Genomic DNA, 20,787 nt, shown 5'->3' with positions numbered 1-20,787 from the left:
GTCAGGTGGTGGGAACGCCGAGTCGGTCGAGCAGGTGGCGGCGCAGCGCGCCGAAGGCCGGGTCGTCCGGCGTATGGGTGGGGCCCAGGTCGACGGGGAGCTGCGCGGCGATGCGGCCCTCGTCGAGGAGCAGGATCCGGTCGGCTAGCAGCAGCGCCTCCTCCACGTCGTGGGTGACCAGCAGGGCGGCGAAGCCGTGCTCGGCGCGGAGTCGGCGCAGCAGGATCTGCATCCGCAGTCGGGTCAGCGCGTCCAGGGCACCGAACGGCTCGTCGAGCAGCAGCAGGTCCGGTTCGCGGACCAGGGCCCGCGCCACCGCCACCCGCTGCGCCTGCCCGCCGGACAGCTCGGCGGGCCAGGCGCGGTGCCGGTCGGCGAGCCCGACCTCGGTCAACGCCCGCTGGATCCGCCCGGCGGCGTCCGCACCGGACAGCCCGAGCCCGACGTTGTCCGCCACCTGTTTCCACGGCAGTAACCGGTGTTCCTGGAAGACCACCGCGGCGGTGCCGTGCACGACGCTCGTTCCGCTGGCGTCGCCGTCCAGCCCGGCGAGAATCCGCAGGAGGGTGCTCTTGCCGGAACCGCTGCCGCCGAGCAGGGCCACCACCTCACCACGGGCGATGGTGAGGTCGACACCGGCCAGCACGACCGTCGGCCCGAACGCCCGGCGCACCGCGTGGGCGGTGAGCACCGGCGCCGTGCCGTTCAGGTGGCCCGCAGTCCGCGACGCCATGTCAACATCCTCCTCTCCAGGACCCGTAACGCAAGGTCGGATATCAGTCCGAGCAGCGCGTAGACGAGCAGGCCGAGCACCACCACGTCGGTCTGGCTGAACTCCCGCGCCTCCATCATCAGAAAGCCGATCCCGGTCTGGGCGTTGACCTGCTCGCCGACGACCAGGCTGAGCCAGGCCGCCCCGATCGCCAGGCGCAGGCCGAGGAAGAGCGACGGCAGTGCGCCGGGCAGCACCACGTGGCGCAGGCGGGCGGCCTGGCCCAGGCCACAGGTGCGGGCCGCCTCCACCAGTCGCTCGTCGATGTCCCGGATGCCGGCGTAGGTGTTGAAGTAGATGGGGAAGAACGCGCCCAGCGCCACCAGGCTGATCTTGAGTGATTCGCCGATGCCGACCCAGATGATCAGCAACGGAACCAGCCCGAGGTGTGGCAGCATCCGGGCCATCTGCACCGGCGGGTCGACCAGGTCGTCACCGAGGCGCAGCAGCCCGGCCACGGTGCCCAGGGCCAGGGCCAGGAGACCGCCGATCAGCAGACCCGCCCCGGCGCGGGTGAGCGAGTCCAACAGGTGGATGCCGAGTGTGCCGTCCCGGCTCAACCGCCACCCGGTGGCCAGGACATCGCTGGGCGCGGGCAGCTTCTCGGCCGCCAGCAGCCCGGTCCGGGCGGCCAACTCCCAGCCCAGGACCAGCACCACCGGGCTCACCACCCGCCGCCACCGCCGGGCCGGGCGCTGACGAGGGGGTACGACCGGCGCCGCCGCCGTGACCTCGCCGGGCGGCTCGGCGAGCGTCGTGCGACTCACTGGAACACCGCGCTGAACCGGTCGTCGACCCGGGATCGGAGGTCGACCGGCCCCGGGATGAGTTCCAGGCCGATGAAGCTGTCGGTGATCGCCTGAAGTTCGTCGCCGATGGCCGGGGTGACCGGGGCGAGGGGTTTGGCGCTACGGGCCAACGCGCGGCTGGTGACGTCGTGCGCGATCTTCAGCTCCGGCGCGAGGGTGCTGGCCCGCTCCTCGGGGTGGGCGATGCCCCAGTCGGTCACCTCGCGGTAACGCTGCAGGAACGCCCGGATCTCGTCCGAGCGCTTGTCGAGCGCCTGCGGCGAGGCCAGGACGTACTCGCGGTTGCTGGCCAGGCCGGTCGCGTCGGCGAGCACCTGAACCCCCGGTTGCTCGGCCAGGGCGAAGTACGGGTCCCAGATCACCCAGGCGTCGACCTGGCCGCCGTCGAACGCGGGCCGCCCCTCGGCCGGCTTGAGGTACTTGACCTCGATGTCCTTCAGGGTCATGTTGTTCGCCTCCAGCAGCCGGACCAGCAACCAGTGCACGTTGGACCCCTTGTTGAGGGCCACCGTCTTGCCCTTGAGGTCGGCGAAGGTGCGGTAACCCCGGTCGGCCTTGACCAGCACGGCCTCACCCTGCGGGATCGGCGCCGAGGTGCCGATGATGGAGAACGGGATCTTCCCGGCGGCGGCGAAGACGGGCGGCGCCTCACCGACCTGTCCGATGTCGATGGAGCCGGCCTTGAGCGCCTCGGTGAGCGCCGGGCCGCTCTCGAACAGCGACCACTCCACCTCCGGTGCGGCGTTGCGCGCCTTGACCAGGCTCAGCCCGCCGAAGCGTTGGTAGCCGATGCGGAGCTTCGCACCGCCGCCGGAGGCATCGGCGGACCCGCCGCAGGCGCTCACCACGGCCATGGCGAGCAGCGCCACGGTGGTGAGCAGGGCCGTCCGGAGGCGGCGCTGCGGGGGGCGGCTCGTCGACGGGGTGGGCATGGCGGCTCCTCGGGTCGGGCAGGCGGATTGGTGAGGCATCGACAGGTGTCGGCCTCCGTATTAGCCTACTAACCCGATAGGTTTTATGGGTAGGGTGTCGGTGGGATCGTCCCACCCCTCAGGAGGTGCCCGCCGCCCCGCGCGCACCCGGACCCCACCCGCCGCCCCCGCACGGAAAGAGCCGAGATGACCCTCACCTTCCACTGGTTCCTGCCCACCAACGGCGACAGCCGGGACATCGTCGGCGGCGGACACGGCGTACCGACCGGTGCCGCCGGAGGCGCCCGCCCGGCCAGCGTGGCGTACCTCGGGCAGATCGCCCGCAGCGCCGAGCAACTCGGCTTCGTCGGCGCGCTCACCCCGACCGGCGCCTGGTGCGAGGACGCCTGGCTCAGCACGGCGATGCTCACCGAGGTGACCGAGCGCCTCAAGTTCCTGGTCGCCTTCCGGCCCGGGCTGCTCGCCCCCACGCTCGCCGCCCAGATGGCCTCGACCTTCCAGCGGCTGTCCCGGGGCCGGCTGTTGCTCAACGTGGTCACCGGCGGCGAGTCGCAGGAGCAGCGGGCCTACGGCGACTTCCTCGACAAGGACGCCCGGTACGCGCGGGCCGACGAGTTCCTACACGTGGTGCGTGCGCTGTGGCGCGGCGAACCCGTCGACCACGACGGCACCCACCTCCACGTCGAACAGGCGCGGCTGCACCGGCTGCCCGACCCGGTCCCGCCGGTCTACTTCGGTGGGTCGTCCGCCGCCGCGCTCCCGGTGGCGGTACGGCACAGCGACGTCTACCTCACCTGGGGCGAGCCGCCGGCCCTGGTCGCCGACAAACTGGAACGGGTTCGGGCGCTGGCCGCCCGCGCCGGGCGGGAGCTGCGCTTCGGCATCCGGCTGCACGTCATCGTGCGGGACACCACCGAGCAGGCCTGGGCGCAGGCGCAACGCCTGCTCGACGGGGTCTCCGAGGCCGACATCCGGGCCGTGCAGGAGGGGCTGCGCCGCAGTGAGTCCGAGGGGCAGCGCCGGATGCTCGACCTGCACGGTGGCTCCCGCGACGGCCTGGAGGTCGCCCCCAACCTGTGGGCGGGGGTCGGCCTGGTCCGCGGCGGGGCCGGCACCGCGCTGGTGGGCAGCCACGCCGAGGTCGCCGACCGGATCGCCGAATACCACGCCCTCGGCATCGACGAGTTCATCCTCTCCGGCTATCCGCACCTGGAGGAGGCGTACTGGTTCGGGGAGGGGGTGCTGCCGATCCTGCGCGACCGAGGGTTGTGGCGGCACCCCGACGGGCCGCAGGCCCCGGACAACGTCGACGTCCCGTTCGCCGGTTCGCCCGCGCCGCAGCCCGCCGGGGCCCGCTGACCGGCCGGCCCGCGGCAATCGACGCCACGGCCGCTCAAAGGTCCATCGCGTAGACCCGGACCTGGCGGCCGGTGTCCGGCTGTACCGTCTCGCGCTCCAGCGACATGCCCAGCTTGACCATCACCCGCGCGGACGCCTCGTTGCCGACGACGTGGATGCTGACCAGCCGCCGCAGGCCGAGCTCGGCACGAGTGTGGGCGACAACTGCCTGGGCCGCCTCGGTGGCCAGGCCCCGACCCCAGTACGCGCGGCCGAACCGCCAGCCGATCTCCACGGCTGGCATGATCTCGGGCAGGAAGGTCGGCGTCCCCAGTCCGGTGAAACCGGCCAGCTCGCCGGTTTCTCTGATCTCCACCGCGTACAGGCCGAAGCCGTGCTCGTCCCAGTGCCGCTGATAGGTGGCCAGACGCTCCGCGGTCGCGGCCCGGTCCAGGGGGCGGCCGCCATGGATGTAGCGCATCACCTCGGGCTGCGCGTTGACCGCGGCGAACCCGTCCAGATCATCGCTTCGCCAGCGGCGCAGCAGCAGCCGTGGAGTCGTGAGGGACGTGGCATCAGGGGAGCTTGTCGGGTCAGGCACGTCCCCTTCGTAGCATTTCGGCGCCCGTAGGGCGATCGCTTATCTCTAGGTGGGTCGGGTGGCCATCCGTCGGCCGATCCGCCGCCCGGCGAGGCTCACCAGCGTGCTGCCGGCCGCCATCCCGACCAGCACCAGAATCCCGCCAACCACCCACAGCCCGCTGTCGTCGGTCGACGCCGCCCGCCACGACCAGACCGCCGTGAACGCCACCGCCATCACCGGGGCCACCAGCCACGGGCTGAGCCGCGTCCCGGCCAGCCCGGCCAACAGCACCAGCGTCAACACACAACCGATCACCTGCCACGCCTCGTACGGGCCACTGCTCGCGCCGGTCTGCGCGTCGACCGTGTACTCGTCGTCCCAGCCCAGCCAGAGGATCCACGCCCCGACCGTGGCCGCCGCCAGGAACACAACACCGAGCAGTGCCCGCGTACCCCTCGTCGCCGTCATCCGGCGATCATCTCCCGTCGGCCCACTCCACGGGAACACGCACCGGCGCCCGAGCCGATCCTCAGTGGACGGTTGCCTCGGTCGGTGGCGATCCTCTACGGTCTGCTCAGCGGTGGGCGATGCGGTCCGCATCCGACCCGACACCGCCGGTTGCCCGTCGTGCGGGCCGGGATGGTGGAGTCCCGGGTCGCCCCGTCGACGGTGACCCGGCGGTCGTGTGACTCCCCAGCTCGTCCCGGCCCTGCTGCCCGGGGTGGCTCCCGCCTGGAGCCGACGGCGAGCCGGAGCACGCCGACCCACCGGGAGAGCCCCGTGTTCCTCAGCCCGCACGAGCAGGACCGCCTGCTCGTCCACGTCGCCGCCGATGTCGCCCGCGCCCGCCGCGAACGCGGCCTGCGCCTCAACTATCCCGAAGCCGTCGCCGTGATCACCGCGTTCCTTCTCGAAGGGGCCCGCGACGGGCGAACGGTGGTCGACCTGATGTCGGCCGGCCGGGCGGTGCTCGGCCGCGACGACGTCCAGGACGGCATCCCCGAGCTGCTGAGGGAGGTGCAGGTGGAGGCGACGTTCCCGGACGGCACCAAGCTGGTGACGGTGCACCACCCGATCCCGTGATCCCCGGGGAGATCCTGCCGGCGGCCGACCCGGTCGAGATCAACGTGGGTCGTCCGGTGACCACGCTGCTCGTGGTCAACACCGCCGACCGCCCGGTCCAGGTCGGTTCGCACTACCACTTCGCCGAGTCCAACCCGGCGCTCTCGTTCGACCGGGGCGCGGCCTGGGGGCAGCGGCTCGCCGTCGCGGCCGGCACCTCGGTCCGGTTCGAGCCGGGCATCAGCCGCAGCGTCGACCTCGTTCCGCTCGGCGGCGCACGCCTCGTGCCAGGTCTGCGCGGCGAGTGCGCGGGAGCGTTGGACCCGTCGCCGGACGCGCCCACGGCCGAGAGGTCGCCGCGGTGAGCGCCGTGCGGCGCGACCGCTACATCGACCTGTACGGGCCGACGACCGGCGACCGGATCCGGCTGGCCGACACCAACCTGCTGATCGAGGTGGAGACCGACCACTGCGTCGGCGGCGACGAGGCCGTCTTCGGCGGCGGGAAGGTGATCCGCGAGTCGATGGGGCAGTCCCGGGCCACCCGCGCCGAGGGGGCACTGGACACCGTCATCACCGGTGCGGTGGTGCTCGACCACTGGGGTGTGGTCAAGGCCGACGTGGGGTTGCGGGACGGGCGCATCGTGGCGCTCGGCCGGGCCGGCAACCCGGACACCATGCCCGGCGTCCACCCCGACCTGGTCATCGGCCCGTCAACCGAGGTGATCGCGGGCAACGGGCGGATCCTCACCGCCGGCGCCGTCGACACCCACGTGCACTTCATCTGCCCGCAGATCGTCACCGAGGCGTTGGCCAGTGGCATCACCACGATGGTCGGCGGCGGCACCGGGCCGGCCGAGGGGACCCGCGCGACAACTGTCACGCCGAACGCCTGGCACCTGGCCCGGATGCACGAGGCGCTGGACACGATGCCCGTCAACGTGCTGCTGCTCGGCAAGGGCAACACCGTCTCCAGCGAGGCGCTGTGGGAACAGTTGCGGGCCGGTGCGGGTGGTTTCAAACTGCACGAGGACTGGGGCACCACGCCGGCCGCGATCGACGCCTGCCTGCGGGTGGCGGACGCGTCCGGCGTGCAGGTGTCGATCCACACCGACACGCTCAACGAGGCCGGTTTCGTCGCCGACACCCTGCGGGCGATCGGAGGGCGGGCGATCCACTCGTACCACACCGAGGGAGCCGGCGGCGGGCACGCACCGGACATCATCACCGTGGCCAGCGAACCGAACGTGTTGCCGTCGTCGACCAACCCGACCCGGCCGTACACCGCCAATACCCTGGCCGAGCACCTGGACATGCTGATGGTCTGCCACCACCTCAACCCGTCCGTGCCGGAGGACCTGGCCTTCGCCGAGAGCCGGATCCGACCGTCCACGATGGCGGCCGAGGACCTGCTGCACGACCTCGGCGCGATCTCGATCATCGGTTCCGACGCGCAGGCGATGGGCCGGGTCGGCGAGGTGATCACGCGGACCTGGCAGAGCGCCCACGTGATGAAGGACCGGGTCGGCGCGCTGCCGGGTGACGGGGCCGCCGACAACCACCGGGCCCGGCGGTACGTGGCGAAGTACACCATCTGCGCGGCGATGGCCAACGGGCTGGAACGGGAGATCGGCTCGGTCGAGCCGGGCAAGCTCGCCGACCTGGTGCTCTGGGACCCGGCGTTCTTCGGCGTGCGACCACACCTGGTGCTCAAGGGCGGCATGATCGCGTACGCCCAGATGGGGGACGCCAACGCCTCGATCCCGACCCCGCAGCCGATGCTGCCGCGGCCGATGTTCGGGGCGTACGGCGCGGCGGCGGCCGCCACCAGCCTGGCCTTCGTGGCCCCGGCGGCCCTGGACGCCGGGCTCCGCCTGGACGTGCGACGCCGGGTGGTGCCGGTGAGCGACGTGCGCTCGCGGGGCAAGGCCGACCTGCCGGAGAACAACGCGATGCCGCGCATCGAGGTGGACCCGGACACCTTCACCGTGCGGATCGACGGTCAGGTGGTGGAACCGGACCCGGTGACCCGGCTGCCGATGGCCCAACGGTACTTCCTGTTCTGATGGCCACGCCGAGCCTGCTGTTGCTGTTGGCCGACGGACGCTTCCCGGCCGGGGCGCACGCCCACTCCGGTGGTCTGGAGGCGGCCGTCGCCGCCGGCCGGGTCACCGACCTGTCCTCGTTGGAGGCGTTCCTGGTCGGACGGTTGGCCACCGCCGGCCTGGTCGGCGCGGCGTTCGCGGCGGCCGCGCACCGGGCGGCGGCGTCGGCCGAGTCTGCCGCCCGGTCGGCGGCGCTGGCTCGACTCGACGCCGAGTTGGACGCGCGTACCGCCGCCCCGGCGTTGCGGGCGGTCTCGCGCCGGCAGGGCCGGGCACTGCTGCGCGCCGGACGGACCATCTGGCCGGACGCCCCGTTCGCCGACCTGCCCACGACGCCCGGTGGCGCACACCAACCGCTGGTGCTCGGGTTGCTCTGCGCCGCGGCGGGGCTGTCCCGCGTCGAGACCGCCACGATCGCCGCGTACGGGACGGTGACCGGGGCGGCCAGCGCTGGGGTACGCCTGCTCGGCCTCGACCCGTACCGGGTCCAGGCCTTGCTGGTCGGCCTGGCCGACGCCTGCGACGACACGGCCGCCGACGCGGCGCGCGCCGCCGACGACCCACCGGAGCGGCTGCCGGCCGCCGCCGCTCCACTCGCCGACATCCATGCCGAAATCCATGCCACCTGGGAGGTGCGTCTCTTTGCGTCCTGACACCGTTGTGCCGAACGCTGTGCCCGCCGTCGAACCGACCCCGCCGCCGGCCGCCCCACCCCACGACGAGACCGTTCCGCACACCCATCCGGAGCCGGGTGTGGACCCCCATCCGCCGTTGGCGCGCGCCGGCCGTGCCCTGCGGGTCGGCATCGGTGGTCCGGTGGGCTCCGGTAAGACGGCCCTGGTGGCCGCGCTCTGCCGTGCCTTCGCCGACGAACTGCGGCTCGGCGTGGTGACCAACGACATCTACACGACCGAGGACGCCGACTTCCTGCGGCGGGCCGGCGTGCTGGACCCGGCCCGCATCCGCGCGGTGGAGACCGGGTGCTGCCCGCACACCGCGATCCGTGACGACATCGGCGCCAACCTGGACGCCGTCGACGAGCTGGCCGAGACGGTCGGCCCGTTGGACCTGGTCCTGGTGGAGAGCGGTGGCGACAACCTGACCGCGACCTTCAGTCGGGGGTTGGTCGACCGGCAGATCTTCGTGGTCGACGTGGCGGGCGGGGACAAGGTGCCCCGCAAGGGCGGGCCAGGGGTCACCGCCGCCGACCTGCTCGTGATCAACAAGACCGATCTCGCGCCGATGGTGGGTGCCGACCTCACTGTCATGGACCGTGACGCGCGCGCCCGGCGCGGCGACCTCCCGACCCTCTTCCTGTCCATTGTGGGAGACCCCACCGCCACGTCGGTGGCGGACTGGATCCGGCACGAGTTGGCCCACCACGCCGCTCTGCACCCGCTCGCCGCCCCGGTCGGCCCCGCCTGATGCGAGCGTTCGCCCGGCTGGTCGCCCGGGCCGACGGTCGGGGCGGCACCGCCCTGGTCGAACTGCACGGCGAAACGCCGCTGCTGTTGCGCCAGACCCCGACCGACGGTGGTGTCGCCACGGTGCACCTCGTCGGCGGGGCGGCCGGGCCGCTCGCCGGGGACGATCTACGCCTGGAGATCGAGGTGGGCGCGGGCGCGGCGGTCCGCGTGCACAGCGTCGCTGCGTCGATCGCCCTGCCGGGCCGCGCGGGTGCCGTCTCCCGGATGGCGGTGCGGGCGGTCGTGCACCCCGGTGGCACGCTGCACTGGCTTCCGGAACAGTTGGTCGCGGCAGCCGGTTGCGCGCACCTCGCCGAGTCCCGGATCGAGCTGGCCGCCGGCGCGAGCCTGCGCTGGCGCGACGAGCTGATCTGCGGCCGGTACGGCGAGACGCCGGGCGGCGCGGTCGTGCACACCCAGGTCGACTACGCGGGGCGGCCGCTGCTGCGCCAGTCCCTCGCGGTGGGCCCACGGTCGCCGGGCTGGGCCGGCCCGGCGGTGCTCGGCGGCGCCCCGGCCACCGGGTCGCTGCTGGTGGTCGACCCGACCCAGCCCGCCGGAGCTCCGACGGTCGAGGGTGGTGTCGCCCGGCTGCCGTTGGCCGGTGGCCCGGCGACCCTGTGGACCGCCACCGCTCCCGACGCGCACACCCTGCGCGCCCACCTCAGCGGCTAGAAGGCCGTTCGGTACCGGCTAGGTTTCGGTACCGGCTAGGAAGCCCCTTCGGTGCCCCTGGGCCCCTGGGCCCCTGGGCCCCTGGGCCCCTGGGCCCCTGGGCCGTGCCGGAGGCGGACACCGCGGAGAGCGTGATGTCTGTGAGTCATCGTGATGACTCACAGACATCACGCTCGTCGCCGGGTGGGGCTCGTCGCCGGGTGGGGCTCGTCGCCGGGTGGGGCTTGTGGCTGGGTCGGGCACGCTCGTTGGCCAGGCCACGCTCGTTGGCCAGGCCACGCTCGTTGGCGGGGCAGGCTCGTTGGCCGGGGCAGGCTTGTTGGCCGGCGCTGGCTTGTTGACCGGGGCTGGCTTGTGGCCGCGTCAGGATCGCGATTGGGCGGTGCTGAGGGCCAGGCCGCATTGCGATCATTGCGGCACCCGGAGCCGATCATTGCCACCTGGGCCGCAGGGTGAGACCGCGGCCCGGCCAGGGGTTGGTCGGTGCGGGCCGGGGTGGGATCAGCGGTGCAGGCCTGGGAGGGGGCCAGCGGTGCGGGCCGGGGCGGGATCAGCGGTGCAGGCCTGGGAGGGGGCCAGCGGTGCGGGCCGGGGCGGGATCAGCGGCGCAGGCCAGGGAGGGGGCCAGCGGTGCGGGCCGGAAAAGGGTCAGCGGTGGGGCCGGGGAGTGGTCAGCGGTGCGGGCCGAACGCGTCGGCGTGCTCCCGTTGCCGGGCCGGGTCGAGACGGCCGATCAGGTCGTCGAGCTGGCTCACCAGGTCGGCGGCGTCCGGTACGCCCAACTCGGCGATGCTGGCCCGGACCAGCTCGTCCAGGCGGGCGTGTTCGCGGCGGCCCCGAACGGTCAGGTACGCCCGAATCCGTCGACGGTCGATCGGATCGACCCGGCGGAAGACGAGGTTGCGGTCGACGAGCTGGTCGACCAGCTTGGTGAGTGTGCCCGGCGGCAGCGAGGCCTCGGCGGACACCTCGCTCATCGGGTGGCCCTGGCCGTCGGCGAGCAGGCAGAGCACCCGCCACGCCTCGATGCTCAGCGCGTCGTCGGCCAACACGGCACCCAGCCGGCGGGAGAGCAGCCGTTCGGCGCGGGTGAGCGAGCGCAGCAGGTCGGCTGGCGCCCCGGGCACGTCTGACATGAAACTCCCTGGTCCGGTGGCCCTGTCATGGTAGCGAACCGTCCCGCTCAGTGGTGAGGTCTGGTCTTCCGTCGTGGGCCGGGCAATCATGTGCTCATGTCCGCGCCGGCACCGCCGTGGCTGACCGTCGACCGTGCCGTGGTCAGCATCGCGCTGGTCTACCCGATGCGCGGGCCGGCCGGCATGTTCGGCCCCACCTGCGAGCTCTGCGCGCAGCTCGCGGTGGAGGAGATCAATCGGTGCGGTGGCGTGCTGGGCCGGGAGGTGCGGCTGGTGCCGGTCGACGGTGGCGCGCCGCCGGCCGAGGTGGCCGCCGAGGTCGAGGCGTTGGTGTCGGTGGGGGCCGTGCAGGGGGTGACGGGGTGGCACATCTCCTCGGTGCGCCAGGCGTTGGCGCCCCGCGTCGCGCACCGGGTGCCGTACGTCTACACCGCACTCTACGAGGGCGGCGAACGTACCGAAGGGGTCTTCCTGACCAGCGAGACGCCGGATGCCCAACTGTGGCCCGCGATGCGGCTGCTCGCCGCCGAGCAGGGGGTGCGTCGCTGGTTCGTGGTGGGCAACGACTACGTGTGGCCGCGCCGGACGTCGCGGGCAGCGGTGCGGTACGCGCTGCGCGGCGGCGGGCAGGTGGTGGGCCGGCATTTCCTGCCGTTGGACGCGCACGACTTCACCGAGGTGTTGCGCCGTATCGAGCACAGTGACGCGGACGCGGTGTTGATGCTGCTGGTCGGCGCCGACGCGGTGCGGTTCAACCGCGCGTTCGCCCGATCCGGCCTCGATCAGCGCTGTCTGCGGCTGAGCACACTGATGGACGAGAACATGCTGCTGGCCAGCGGTGCCGGGGCGACCCGGAGGTTGTACAGCACGGCGGGTTTCTTCGCGGGGCTGGTGACGCAGGAGAATCTCGACTTCCACGGCGAGTTCGCCCGACGGTTCGGGGTGGAGGCGCCGCCGCTGGGCAGCCTGGGGGAGTCCTGCTACGAGGGCGTCATGCTGCTCGCCGCACTGATCGGCCAGGCCCGCACCCTCGACGTCCGGGCCATCGAGACGGCCGCCGACACCGTCGCGTACCACGGGCCGCGGGGGCGGTTGCGGCTGCGCCAGCGGCATGTGCGTCAGCGCATCTACCTGGCCGAGGCCGACGGGCTCGACTTCACCGTGCTCGCCCAGCTCTGAGCCGGGCACCGGCACCAGGCTCGCCGGCCCCTTGACAGCGCCACCCGATCCCGTCCTAAGATGCTTCCTGCGTGAAGTATCTGACTACGACGTCAGATCTCACCATTGTGTGCCCACCGTCGGCGGATTCGTACGCCGACCATTGTGGTGGCACTTATCTGGCGTCTTTCCGAACGGCCGACACCGTTTCCTCCCCACGGTGTCGGCCGTTTTTCGTGCGCGCCCGACAGGGTCATCGGAAACAGTCAATTAAGGACCGGGAAACACTCGCGCAATCATGCCGGTCGACGCTTTGGCTGCCCATATCCGATCCGGTGCCCCGCGCGGCGTCCACCCGTCGACTCGGCATCGCCCACGTTCGCTCCACCGGACCGCACCGCCCATCCTTTCGCCTACTGAGTGCACCGCAGGGAGAGTAGATGTCACTATTCCGGGGCCGCCGCATCCTGGCGGGTGCCATGACCCTGGTCGCCGCGGCCGCGATGACCGCGTGCGGCAGCAAGACCACCGACTCCGGTGGCGCGACCGGCGTCACCGCCGACGTGTCCGGCGACACCGTCAAGGTGGGCCTGCTCAACTCGCTCTCCGGGACCATGGCGATCAGCGAGGTCACCGTCCGCGACGCCATCATGCTCGCCGTCGAGGAGATTAACGCGGCCGGCGGTGTCCTCGGCAGGAAGATCCAGCCGATCGGTGAGGACGGTGCCTCGGACTGGCCCACCTTCGCGGAGAAGGCCGAGAAACTCATCTCCGAGGACCGGGTGGCCGCCGTCTTCGGGTGTTGGACGTCGGCCAGCCGTAAGGCGGTCAAGCCGGTGTTCGAGAAGAACAAGGCGTTGCTGTTCTACCCGGTGCAGTACGAGGGTCTGGAGCAGTCGCCCTACATCTTCTACACCGGAGCGACGACCAACCAGCAGATCGTTCCCGGGCTCGACTATCTCAAGTCGCAGGGCGCGAAGTCGGTCTATCTCGTCGGTAGCGACTACGTCTTTCCGCGGACCGCCAACAAAATCATCAAGGCGTACGCGGCCGCGAACGGGATGACCGTGCTGGGCGAGGATTATGCGCCGCTGGGCTCCACCGAGTTCGGCACCATCGTCAACAAGGTCAAATCGTCCGGCGCGGACGCCGTGTTCAACACGCTCAACGGCGACAGCAATGTGGCGTTCTTCAAGGAGTACAAGTCGGCGGGTCTGACCGCCGCCGCGATGCCGGTGGTGTCGGTGTCGATCGCCGAGGAAGAGGTCAAGGGCATCGGCACGCAGTACCTGGAGGGCCAACTGACCGCCTGGAACTACTACCAGACCACCCCGGGCGCGGCGAACTCGAAGTTCGTGGCCGCGTACAAGGCGAAGTACGGCGCGGACAAGCCGACCAGCGATCCGATGGAGGCCGCGTACGTCGGCGTGTACCTCTGGAAGGCGATGGTCGAGAAGGCCGGCGCCTTCGACGTGGAGAAGGTCCGCTCGGCCTCGGACGGGATCACCTTCGAGGCGCCGGAGGGGCTGGTCACCGTCGACGGCAAGACCCAGCACATCGCCAAGACCGCCCGGATCGGCAAGATCGGCGCGGACGGCCTGATCACCGAGGTGTGGAACTCCGGCAAGCCGGTCGCTCCGGACCCGTACCTCAAGACCTACCCGTGGGCGAGCGGCCTGAGCTGACGACGCCGGCCCGGGCGGGCGGCGCGACGACGCGCACCGCCCGGGCCACCCGACCAGCAGTTCGGAGTACCCACCGTGACAGTCCTCTTCGGTCAACTCTTCACCGGCATCAGCATCGGCGCGGTGCTGCTGCTCATCGCGCTCGGCCTCGCGCTGACCTTCGGCCAGATGAACGTGATCAACATGGCGCACGGTGAGTTCATCATGGCCGGCGCCTACACCACCTACGTGCTGCAACAGAGCATCACTGGTGCCGGCCTGTCGTTGGTGGTCGCGCTGCCGGTGGCGTTCGTGGTCGCCGGCACCATGGGTGCCCTGCTGGAGGTGCTGCTCATCCGCCGGCTCTACGCCCGGCCACTGGACACCCTGCTGGTCACCTGGGGTGTGTCACTGATGTTGCAACAACTGGCCCGGGACATCTTCGGCAGCCCGAACGTGCAGACCCGCGCACCCGAGCTGCTCACCGGCAACGTGGCGCTGCCCGGCGGGCTGACCGTCGCCAACAACCGGCTGTTCATCCTGGTCCTGGCGCTGGCCGCGGTGGCGGCGCTCACCCTGGCCCTGCGGCTCACCCCGCTCGGGCGTCGCATTCGCGCGGTGGTGCAGAACCGCGACCTCGCCGCCGTGTCCGGCATCGCCACCTCCCGGGTCGACCGGACGACCTTCTTCGTCGGCTCCGGCCTGGCCGGGCTCGCCGGGGTGGCCCTCACCCTGCTCGGCCCGATCGGCCCGACCATGGGCACCAACCTGATCATCGACGCCTTCCTGGTCGTCGTGGTCGGCGGGATCGGCCAGCTCAAGGGCAGCGTGATCGTCGCCTTCGCCCTCGGCGTGCTCCAGGCAACCGGGGAGTACCTGACCACCCTCAGCGTCGCCAAGGTGATCGTGTTCGTGGCGATCGTCGCGTTCCTCCAGTGGCGGCCACAGGGCCTGTTCACCCTGCGGACCAGGAGCCTCGCATGACCGCCGTCACCCCCGCCCGGCCCAGCACCGCCGTCCAGCCCGCACCCGTCGGGGCCCTGCCGCCGGGCCGGCCCGCCGGCGGCTCGCGGCTGTGGACGGCCGCCGGTTTCGCCTTCGGCGCGGCGCTGCTGTTCGCCGTCGCGCCGCTGGTGTTGTCGGACTTCCGGCTGGCCCTGCTCGCCAAGTACCTCTGCGTCGCCATGGTCGCGGTCGGCATCGGGATCGCCTGGGGCCGGGGCGGGATGCTCACCCTGGGCCAGGGCGTCTTCTTCGGCCTCGGTGGCTACGCGATGGCCATGCACCTCAAGCTCGCCGACGCGGGTCCAGGAGGGATGCCCGACTTCATGCAGCTGTACGGGCAACTCGACGAGCTGCCGCTGTGGTGGCGGCCGTTCGCCAGCCCGTGGTTCGCGTTGCCCGCCACGGTGCTGCTGCCGATGGCGGTCGCCTTCGGACTCGGCTCGCTGGTCTTCCGCCGCCGGGTCCGCGGCGCGTACTTCGCCATCCTCAGCCAGGCGCTGGCCGCCGCGATGGTGATCCTGCTGATCGGTCAGCAGGGCACCACCGGCGGCACCAACGGGCTCACCGACATCGAGGGCTTCTTCGGCTACGACCTGGACGACCCGGTCAACCAGCGGATGGTGTACTTCATCATCGCCGCCACGCTGCTGGCGTTGCTCGCGCTGACCCGCCAACTCATCCACAGTCGCTACGGCGAACTGCTGGTGGCGGTCCGCGACGGTGAGGAGCGGGTCCGCTTCCTGGGCTACGACCCGGCGTCGGTCAAGCTGGTGGCGTACGTGGTCGCGGCGGGGATGGCCGGGCTGGCGGGAGCGCTGTTCGTGCCGGCGGTGGGCATCATCTCGCCCGCGCTGATCGGCATCGTCCCGTCGATCGAGTTCGTCATCGGCGTCGCGGTGGGCGGCCGGGCGACCCTGCTCGGTCCGGTGCTCGGCGCGGTTGCGGTGGCCTGGGCGCGTACCGCCCTCTCCGAGCGTTTCCCGGGCACCTGGACGTACCTTCAGGGGTTGCTCTTCGTGGTCGTGGTGGCGTTCCTACCCGGCGGTTTGGCATCGCTGTGGGCGTTGGCCCGCCGCCCTGAGGCCGGCGCGCCACCACCGCGGCGCGGGTGGTCACCACTGGGCGGGCGACGCGCCGAGCGGACGGAGGTGCCTGCTCCATGAGCGGGGAACGGTTGGACGGGTTGTCCGTCCGTGACGTGCGGGTCAGCTTCGACGGTTTCACCGCCGTCGACGGCGTCAGCCTGGAGGTGCCGGCCGGCGACATCCGGTTCCTGATCGGGCCGAACGGCGCCGGCAAGACCACCCTCGTCGACGCGATCACCGGCCTGGTCCGGGCCACCGGCTCGGTCCGGTTCGGCGCCGACGAACTGCTCGGCCGGCCGGTGCACCGGATCAGCCGGCTGGGCGTCGGGCGGACCTTCCAGACCTCGACGGTCTTCGAGGAGCTGTCGGTGTTGCAGAACCTCGACATCGCGGCGGGGGCCCGGCGTAGCTGGGCGACCCTGGCCCGCCGTCGCCGGGGCGTGCCCGACGAGGTGGCCGCCGCGTTGGAGACCATCGGCCTGACCGAGCGGGCCACCCATCTCGCCGGGACGCTCGCGCACGGCCAGAAGCAGTGGCTGGAGATCGGCATGCTGCTGGTGCAGGACGCCCGACTGCTGCTGCTCGACGAGCCGGTCGCCGGGATGAGCCACGAGGAACGCGACGCCACCGGTGCCCTGTTGGAGACGGTGAGCCGGGATCGCACTGTCGTCGTGATCGAGCACGACATGGACTTCCTGCGTCGCTTCGCGCGCAGCGTCACCGTGCTGCACGCCGGCCGGGTGCTCAGCGAGGGCACGGTGGCGCAGGTCCAGGCGGACCCGCGCGTGCAGGAGGTCTACCTTGGCCACCCGGTCGACGCCGGGTCGGCCCGTACCGGCCGGGAGGCATGATGCTGACGCTGCGCGGGGTGCACGCCGGGTACGGGCGCTCTCGGGTGCTGCACGGGGTCGACCTGGCCGTCCCGCCGGACGGGGTGGCCGCCGTACTCGGGCACAACGGTGCCGGTAAGAGCACCCTGCTGAGGGTCGCCGCCGGGCTGCTCCGCCCGAGCGCCGGCACCGTCGAGTTGGACGGCGTGGACGTCACCCGCGCCGCGCCGCACGAGCGGGTGGCGAGGGGGATGGCGTACGTCCCGCAGGGCCAGCAGTGTTTCCCGCACCTGACCGCCGCGGAGAACCTGCGGTTGGTCGCCGACGGTCGACGCGACGGTGCGGTGGCCACGGCGGAGGTGCTGGATCTGTTTCCGGCGCTGCGCCCGCTGCTGCGGCGTCGGGCCGGGCTGCTCTCCGGCGGTCAGCGCCAACAGTTGGCCATCGCCCGCGCCCTGATCACCCGGCCGCGGTTGCTGATGCTGGACGAGCCGACCGAGGGCATCCAACCGTCGGTGGTCGCGGAGATCCAGGAGCGGATCGTCGAGTTGACCCGGCAGTCCGGGTTCAGTGTGCTCCTCGTCGAGCAGCACCTGGGCTTCGCGCTGCGGGTGGCGGACCGCTACCACGTGCTGGAGTCCGGCCGGGTCACGTCGCACGGCGACGGGGGTGTCACGGCGGAGCGGGAGGTCCGGTCGGCCCTGGCGGTCTGAGTCGGCGAGCCGTCCGACCGGTCCGAGCCTCGGCGCGGGCCCGGGCTGGGCTAGACCGCCGCGTAGTGCAGGGACAGCCCGGTGGCGGCCCGGTCGGCGGTGATCTGCACCATGCTGCCCACCATCGTCGCCCGGTCCGTCACCAGGGCCGTCCCGTCGGGCGCGTACGTGATCCGGTCGCTGACCAGGACCGGCGCTCCCTCGGCCTCGTCCAGGTGCCGGGCCACGTCCGCGCTCAACACCTCCGGTCGGATCGTCTCCGCCGCCCGGGCCACCACCACCCCGAGGTCGGCCAGGGCCGCGTACAACGACGTAGCGGTGAAGTCCACGTCGTGCAACCGGGTCGCGTGCGGTTCGCGTACCCAGGAAATCTGGTGAATGGCGCGGCGGCCGGCGAACGCGCGGACCCGTTCGAGGCGCAGGCCCGTCTCGGCCTCGCGGACCCGCAGCCGGGCCGCGACGCGCGAGGGCACGCGGCGCTGCGCGCGGGAGATCACCGTCGTGTGGACCTGGTGGCCCTGCTCGCGCAGGTCGTCGCCGAAGCTCCGCAGAGATCCCAGCTGGTACGCCGCATGCGACGGTGCGACAAAGGTGCCCTTGCCGGGCTGCTGGACGATCAGCCCTTCGGTGCTCAGCTCGCGCAGGGCCTGCCGCAGGGTCATCACGGTGACGCCGTACGCCGCGCTCAGTTCACGTTGCGCGGGCAGCGCCTCGCCCGGCAGGTAGTGGCCGTCGCGGATCTTGGCGGCGAGGTCGGCGGCGATGGCCCGGTAGCGTGCCACTGTTCTGCCTCCCGATGCGCCGACTGTCCGCCCACGTCGTCGACGGCCACCGCCGATCATCGCACGGGGGCCACCGGAGTCAGCGCGGCCCGCAGCGACGCCACGAAGGCCCCGACCTCCGAGGTCCGCCTCCGCGATCAGGGTGGCCACGTCCTTGTCACCGCGCCCGGAGAGGGTGACGAGCACCGTCGACCCGCTGGGCAGCTCCGGCGTGCCGGCGGCGCGAATGACCCAGGCGAGCGCGTGGGCCGACTCGATGGCGGGCAGCACGCCCTCCGCCCGCGCGAGCCGGACCGCGGCGGCGATCGCCTCCCCGTCGGTGGCGGTGACGTACCGGGCGCGCCCCAGATCGCGCAGGTACGCGTGCTCGGGGCCGACGCCCGGGTAGTCCAGCCCGGCCGCGATCGAGTGCGCCTCCTTGATCTGCCCGTGTTCGTCCTGGAGGAACAGCGACCGGAAGCCGTGCAGGACGCCGACCTCACCGTTCGCCGCGCCGGAGCCACCGTCGGCTTCCACCCCGACGAGCTTCGCGGACGTCTCGACGAACCCGGCGAACGTGCCGGCCGCGTTGCTGCCGCCGCCGACGCAGGCGACCACGTAGTCGGGGACCGCAGCGGGCAGTTCGGCCGCGCACTGCTGCCGGGCCTCGTCACCGATGACGCGCTGGAATTCGCGGACCATCGTCGGGTAGGGGTGTGGACCGATGACCGAGCCCACGCAGTAGTACGCCTCGTCGGCGTCCGTCACCCAGTGGCGCATGGCCTCGCTGGTGGCGTCCTTCAGCGTGCGGCTGCCGGTGGTCACCGCGACGACCTCGGCGTTCAGCAGCCGCATCCGGAAGACGTTGTGCGCCTGGCGTTGCATGTCGCGTTCGCCCATGAACACCGTCACCGGTAAGCCGAGCAGGGCGCCGGCCGTGGCTGTCGCGACGCCGTGCATGCCCGCTCCGGTCTCGGCGATCAGGCGCGTACGCCCCATGCGCCGGGCCAGCAACGCCTGCCCGAGCACGTTGTTGATCTTGTGTGATCCGGTGTGCGTCAGGTCTTCGCGCTTGAGCAGCACCGTCACACCGAGTTCGGCCGACAGCCGCACGGCCGGCGTCAGCGGGGTCGGCCGTCCGACGTGCGCCGACAGCAGCGCGGCGAGGCTGCCGCGGAAGCGGGGATCGGCCCACGCCTCCGAGAAGGCCTCGGCGACCGCCTCGCAGGCGGGGATCAGGGACTCCGGCACGAACCGCCCGCCATAGCTTCCGTACCGCCCCGGGGTCACCATCGATCGCACTGTTATAGAACTCATGAGGCAGTTATAGAACAGTCGGGTACGTCCTGGCAACCGAAGCTGAGCCTCGTCATCTGTCGACCTGCGCCGCGACGCCCGTCCGCTTCGTAGAATTCCTGCCATGCCGGAGATCGTTGAGTTGTTGGCCTCGCCCGTGCACCGCTTCCTGGGCCGGCCCGCCGACGGCCCGGCACCCGCCCCACCCGGCGAGCTGGTCGACGCCGTCCGGATCCGAGCCGGCCTCGGCATCGTCGGCGACCGGTACTTCGGCCAGCAGGCGCACCGCGACGCCAGCGTCACCGTCATCGCCCAGGAATCGCTGCCGGACGGCATCGGCCTGGCCGAGGTACGGCGCAACATCCTCACCACCGGGATCGCCGTCGACGAGTTGATCGGCAGAGTGCTGGTGCTGGACTCCGGCGACGGGCCGGTCAGCCTGCGCGTCAACCGGGCGGCCCGACCCTGCGCCTGGATGGACGTCACGGTCGGCCCGGGGGCGTGGAAGGCGCTGCGCACCACCGGCGGCATCCGCTGCACACCCCTCAACGACGGCACCCTGCGCGTCGGCCCGATCGACGCCGTCGTGAACTGAGGAAACGGCTCGACGTCAGCGCCGCGGACCGGCATGGTGTGCACCGGAGAACGGCCCTCTGGGCGGTCGACGGCGCTCGGGGAAGGCGGCGGCAGTGCAGCACACGCTGACGGATCAGCTGGTCGACGATCACACGATCCTGCAGGTGGTCGTCGGTTCCCGGGCGTTCGGGCTGTCCAGTGCGGCCTCGGACACCGACCGACGCGGGGTGTTCGCCCTGCCAGCCTCGGCGTTCTGGGGGCTACGCAAACCCGCGCGCCACCACGACGGTCCGCTCGACGAGCAGGTGCGGTGGGAGGTGGAGCGCGTCTGCACGCTCGGGTTGGCGGCGAATCCCACGGTCCTGGAAGTGCTGCACTCTCCGCTGATCGAAACGTGCACCCCGCTGGGCGCGGAGCTGCGGGCGCTCACGCCGGCCTTCCTGTCCCGGCGCGTGGCCGACACCTACCTGCGCTACGCCACCGCCCAGTTCGCGAAGGCCGAGCGCGGGATCGCCCGTACCGGCGCTCCGGTGTGGCGGCACGTGATGCACCTGGTCCGGCTGCTGACCGCCGGCGGTGACCTGGTCCGCACCGGCCGCCTGGTGCTGGACGTGGGCGCGGACCGGGATCGTCTGCTGGCGGTCAAGGCGGGTGAGGTGCCCTGGGCCGACATCGTCGCCTGGCGGGACCAGTTGGTGCGCCGGATGACGACGGACCTGGCCACCAGCCCGTTACCGGATCAGCCCGACGAGGGCAGGGTCGAGCAGTGGTTGATCTCGGTCCGGGAGCGTTCCGTGCGGTGCTCATCGTGACCGCCTGGGA

Annotated in this window: 22 protein-coding genes and 1 pseudogene; 15 read left to right on the top strand and 8 right to left on the bottom strand. The window is 72.1% G+C overall.

Annotated features, from left to right (window positions below):
* Position 1 precedes the first annotated feature (1 nt).
* The 3 genes from EV382_RS10235 to EV382_RS10225 are packed head-to-tail and all read right to left on the bottom strand — an operon-like array spanning position 2 to position 2,513.
* Positions 2-733 (bottom strand): ABC transporter ATP-binding protein, encoded by a 732-nt coding sequence (locus EV382_RS10235; protein ID WP_130401324.1) that lies wholly within the window; start codon positions 731-733, stop codon positions 2-4.
* Positions 706-1,539 carry an ABC transporter permease subunit gene (locus EV382_RS10230; RefSeq protein WP_208758359.1) on the bottom strand — a complete coding sequence of 278 codons (834 nt, stop codon included), beginning with the start codon at positions 1,537-1,539 and terminating at the stop codon, positions 706-708. Before EV382_RS10230 ends, EV382_RS10235 begins: the two co-directional genes overlap by 28 nt.
* A complete protein-coding gene (locus EV382_RS10225) occupies positions 1,536-2,513 on the bottom strand; it encodes an aliphatic sulfonate ABC transporter substrate-binding protein (protein ID WP_130401323.1) in 978 nt (325 codons plus the stop codon). The genes EV382_RS10230 and EV382_RS10225 overlap by 4 nt, the downstream gene beginning before the upstream one ends.
* 186 nt (positions 2,514-2,699) lie before the next feature.
* Between EV382_RS10225 and EV382_RS10220 the strand changes: the two genes are divergently transcribed.
* Complete coding sequence (locus EV382_RS10220) at positions 2,700-3,872, top strand: LLM class flavin-dependent oxidoreductase (RefSeq protein ID WP_130401322.1); 1,173 nt, start codon at positions 2,700-2,702, stop codon at positions 3,870-3,872.
* A 34-nt stretch (positions 3,873-3,906) separates the two neighbouring features.
* Here the strand turns inward: EV382_RS10220 and EV382_RS10215 are convergent, their stop codons facing one another.
* Both EV382_RS10215 and EV382_RS10210 read right to left on the bottom strand, forming a co-directional pair.
* Positions 3,907-4,452 (bottom strand): GNAT family N-acetyltransferase, encoded by a 546-nt coding sequence (locus EV382_RS10215; RefSeq protein ID WP_130401321.1) that lies wholly within the window; start codon positions 4,450-4,452, stop codon positions 3,907-3,909.
* 45 nt (positions 4,453-4,497) lie between these two features.
* The gene (locus EV382_RS10210) at positions 4,498-4,902 is read right to left on the bottom strand and encodes a hypothetical protein (RefSeq protein WP_130401320.1); all 405 of its coding nucleotides are present in this window, start codon (positions 4,900-4,902) and stop codon (positions 4,498-4,500) included.
* A gap of 312 nt (positions 4,903-5,214) precedes the next feature.
* On the opposite strand from EV382_RS10210, the gene EV382_RS10205 reads away from it, so the two are divergent.
* From EV382_RS10205 to EV382_RS10180, 6 genes are read left to right on the top strand one after another with little or no spacing between them, the layout of a single operon-like run.
* The gene (locus EV382_RS10205; protein ID WP_130408663.1) at positions 5,215-5,517 is read left to right on the top strand and encodes an urease subunit gamma; all 303 of its coding nucleotides are present in this window, start codon (positions 5,215-5,217) and stop codon (positions 5,515-5,517) included.
* A complete protein-coding gene (locus tag EV382_RS10200; RefSeq protein WP_130401319.1) occupies positions 5,514-5,861 on the top strand; it encodes an urease subunit beta in 348 nt (115 codons plus the stop codon). The genes EV382_RS10205 and EV382_RS10200 overlap by 4 nt, the downstream gene beginning before the upstream one ends.
* On the top strand, positions 5,858-7,561 hold the full coding sequence (locus EV382_RS10195) for an urease subunit alpha (protein WP_130401318.1): 1,704 nt from the start codon (positions 5,858-5,860) through the stop codon (positions 7,559-7,561). The genes EV382_RS10200 and EV382_RS10195 overlap by 4 nt, the downstream gene beginning before the upstream one ends.
* The gene (locus tag EV382_RS10190; protein WP_130401317.1) at positions 7,561-8,253 is read left to right on the top strand and encodes an urease accessory protein UreF; all 693 of its coding nucleotides are present in this window, start codon (positions 7,561-7,563) and stop codon (positions 8,251-8,253) included. Before EV382_RS10195 ends, EV382_RS10190 begins: the two co-directional genes overlap by 1 nt.
* A gap of 19 nt (positions 8,254-8,272) precedes the next feature.
* A complete protein-coding gene (ureG, locus tag EV382_RS10185; RefSeq protein WP_130408661.1) occupies positions 8,273-9,025 on the top strand; it encodes an urease accessory protein UreG in 753 nt (250 codons plus the stop codon).
* Positions 9,025-9,741 (top strand): urease accessory protein UreD, encoded by a 717-nt coding sequence (locus EV382_RS10180; protein ID WP_130401316.1) that lies wholly within the window; start codon positions 9,025-9,027, stop codon positions 9,739-9,741. Before ureG ends, EV382_RS10180 begins: the two co-directional genes overlap by 1 nt.
* A 671-nt stretch (positions 9,742-10,412) precedes the next feature.
* Here EV382_RS10180 and EV382_RS10175 read toward each other — a convergent pair.
* Positions 10,413-10,877, bottom strand: coding sequence for a MarR family winged helix-turn-helix transcriptional regulator (locus tag EV382_RS10175; protein WP_130401315.1), 465 nt, complete (start codon positions 10,875-10,877; stop codon positions 10,413-10,415).
* Positions 10,878-10,973: 96 nt separating this feature from the next.
* Here EV382_RS10175 and EV382_RS10170 point away from each other — a divergent pair, with 96 nt between their 5' ends.
* From EV382_RS10170 to urtE, 6 genes are all read left to right on the top strand, one after another.
* Positions 10,974-12,056 carry a substrate-binding domain-containing protein gene (locus EV382_RS10170; RefSeq protein ID WP_130401314.1) on the top strand — a complete coding sequence of 361 codons (1,083 nt, stop codon included), beginning with the start codon at positions 10,974-10,976 and terminating at the stop codon, positions 12,054-12,056.
* Between the two features lie 419 nt (positions 12,057-12,475).
* Positions 12,476-13,720 carry an urea ABC transporter substrate-binding protein gene (gene urtA / locus EV382_RS10165; protein ID WP_208758358.1) on the top strand — a complete coding sequence of 415 codons (1,245 nt, stop codon included), beginning with the start codon at positions 12,476-12,478 and terminating at the stop codon, positions 13,718-13,720.
* 75 nt (positions 13,721-13,795) lie between these two features.
* Entirely contained in the window at positions 13,796-14,683 is an 888-nt protein-coding gene (urtB, locus tag EV382_RS10160) for an urea ABC transporter permease subunit UrtB (RefSeq protein WP_130401313.1), read from the top strand.
* Positions 14,680-15,867, top strand: a complete 1,188-nt coding sequence (urtC, locus tag EV382_RS10155) for an urea ABC transporter permease subunit UrtC (RefSeq protein WP_130401312.1) — start codon at positions 14,680-14,682, stop codon at positions 15,865-15,867. Before urtB ends, urtC begins: the two co-directional genes overlap by 4 nt.
* Complete coding sequence (gene urtD, locus EV382_RS10150) at positions 15,864-16,640, top strand: urea ABC transporter ATP-binding protein UrtD (protein WP_130401311.1); 777 nt, start codon at positions 15,864-15,866, stop codon at positions 16,638-16,640. The genes urtC and urtD overlap by 4 nt, the downstream gene beginning before the upstream one ends.
* The gene (urtE, locus tag EV382_RS10145; RefSeq protein ID WP_130401310.1) at positions 16,640-17,332 is read left to right on the top strand and encodes an urea ABC transporter ATP-binding subunit UrtE; all 693 of its coding nucleotides are present in this window, start codon (positions 16,640-16,642) and stop codon (positions 17,330-17,332) included. The genes urtD and urtE overlap by 1 nt, the downstream gene beginning before the upstream one ends.
* A 50-nt stretch (positions 17,333-17,382) precedes the next feature.
* Here urtE and EV382_RS10140 read toward each other — a convergent pair whose 3' ends face one another.
* Both EV382_RS10140 and trpB read right to left on the bottom strand, forming a co-directional pair.
* Positions 17,383-18,174: a GntR family transcriptional regulator gene (locus tag EV382_RS10140; RefSeq protein WP_244236925.1), complete on the bottom strand. Its 792-nt coding sequence runs from the start codon at positions 18,172-18,174 to the stop codon at positions 17,383-17,385.
* Positions 18,175-18,255: 81 nt separating this feature from the next.
* Positions 18,256-19,401 (bottom strand): annotated as a pseudogene (gene trpB, locus EV382_RS10135) (tryptophan synthase subunit beta); the annotation flags it as partial.
* A 112-nt stretch (positions 19,402-19,513) separates the two neighbouring features.
* Between trpB and EV382_RS10130 the strand changes: the two are divergent.
* Positions 19,514-19,984, top strand: a complete 471-nt coding sequence (locus EV382_RS10130) for a molybdenum cofactor biosysynthesis protein (protein ID WP_130401309.1) — start codon at positions 19,514-19,516, stop codon at positions 19,982-19,984.
* 94 nt (positions 19,985-20,078) lie between these two features.
* Entirely contained in the window at positions 20,079-20,777 is a 699-nt protein-coding gene (locus tag EV382_RS10125; RefSeq protein ID WP_130401308.1) for a nucleotidyltransferase domain-containing protein, read from the top strand.
* Positions 20,778-20,787 lie beyond the last annotated feature (10 nt).

The organism is Micromonospora violae, from assembly GCF_004217135.1.
Taxonomy (GTDB): Bacteria; Actinomycetota; Actinomycetes; order Mycobacteriales; family Micromonosporaceae; genus Micromonospora; species Micromonospora violae.
Note: the sequence above shows the minus strand (reverse complement) of the source record. Positions and strands in the feature narration are given on the sequence as shown.

Coding starts and splice junctions, on each gene's coding strand:
- urtE (WP_130401310.1), top strand. CDS start 16,640: ATGCTGACGCTGCGCGGGGTGCACGCCGGGTACGGGCGCTCTCGGGTG.
- EV382_RS10225 (WP_130401323.1), bottom strand. CDS start 2,513: ATGCCCACCCCGTCGACGAGCCGCCCCCCGCAGCGCCGCCTCCGGACG.
- EV382_RS10140 (WP_244236925.1), bottom strand. CDS start 18,174: ATGATCGGCGGTGGCCGTCGACGACGTGGGCGGACAGTCGGCGCATCG.
- urtA (WP_208758358.1), top strand. CDS start 12,476: ATGTCACTATTCCGGGGCCGCCGCATCCTGGCGGGTGCCATGACCCTG.
- EV382_RS10180 (WP_130401316.1), top strand. CDS start 9,025: ATGCGAGCGTTCGCCCGGCTGGTCGCCCGGGCCGACGGTCGGGGCGGC.
- EV382_RS10235 (WP_130401324.1), bottom strand. CDS start 733: ATGGCGTCGCGGACTGCGGGCCACCTGAACGGCACGGCGCCGGTGCTC.
- EV382_RS10130 (WP_130401309.1), top strand. CDS start 19,514: ATGCCGGAGATCGTTGAGTTGTTGGCCTCGCCCGTGCACCGCTTCCTG.
- EV382_RS10220 (WP_130401322.1), top strand. CDS start 2,700: ATGACCCTCACCTTCCACTGGTTCCTGCCCACCAACGGCGACAGCCGG.
- EV382_RS10190 (WP_130401317.1), top strand. CDS start 7,561: ATGGCCACGCCGAGCCTGCTGTTGCTGTTGGCCGACGGACGCTTCCCG.
- urtC (WP_130401312.1), top strand. CDS start 14,680: ATGACCGCCGTCACCCCCGCCCGGCCCAGCACCGCCGTCCAGCCCGCA.
- EV382_RS10210 (WP_130401320.1), bottom strand. CDS start 4,902: ATGACGGCGACGAGGGGTACGCGGGCACTGCTCGGTGTTGTGTTCCTG.
- EV382_RS10170 (WP_130401314.1), top strand. CDS start 10,974: ATGTCCGCGCCGGCACCGCCGTGGCTGACCGTCGACCGTGCCGTGGTC.
- EV382_RS10175 (WP_130401315.1), bottom strand. CDS start 10,877: ATGTCAGACGTGCCCGGGGCGCCAGCCGACCTGCTGCGCTCGCTCACC.
- urtD (WP_130401311.1), top strand. CDS start 15,864: ATGAGCGGGGAACGGTTGGACGGGTTGTCCGTCCGTGACGTGCGGGTC.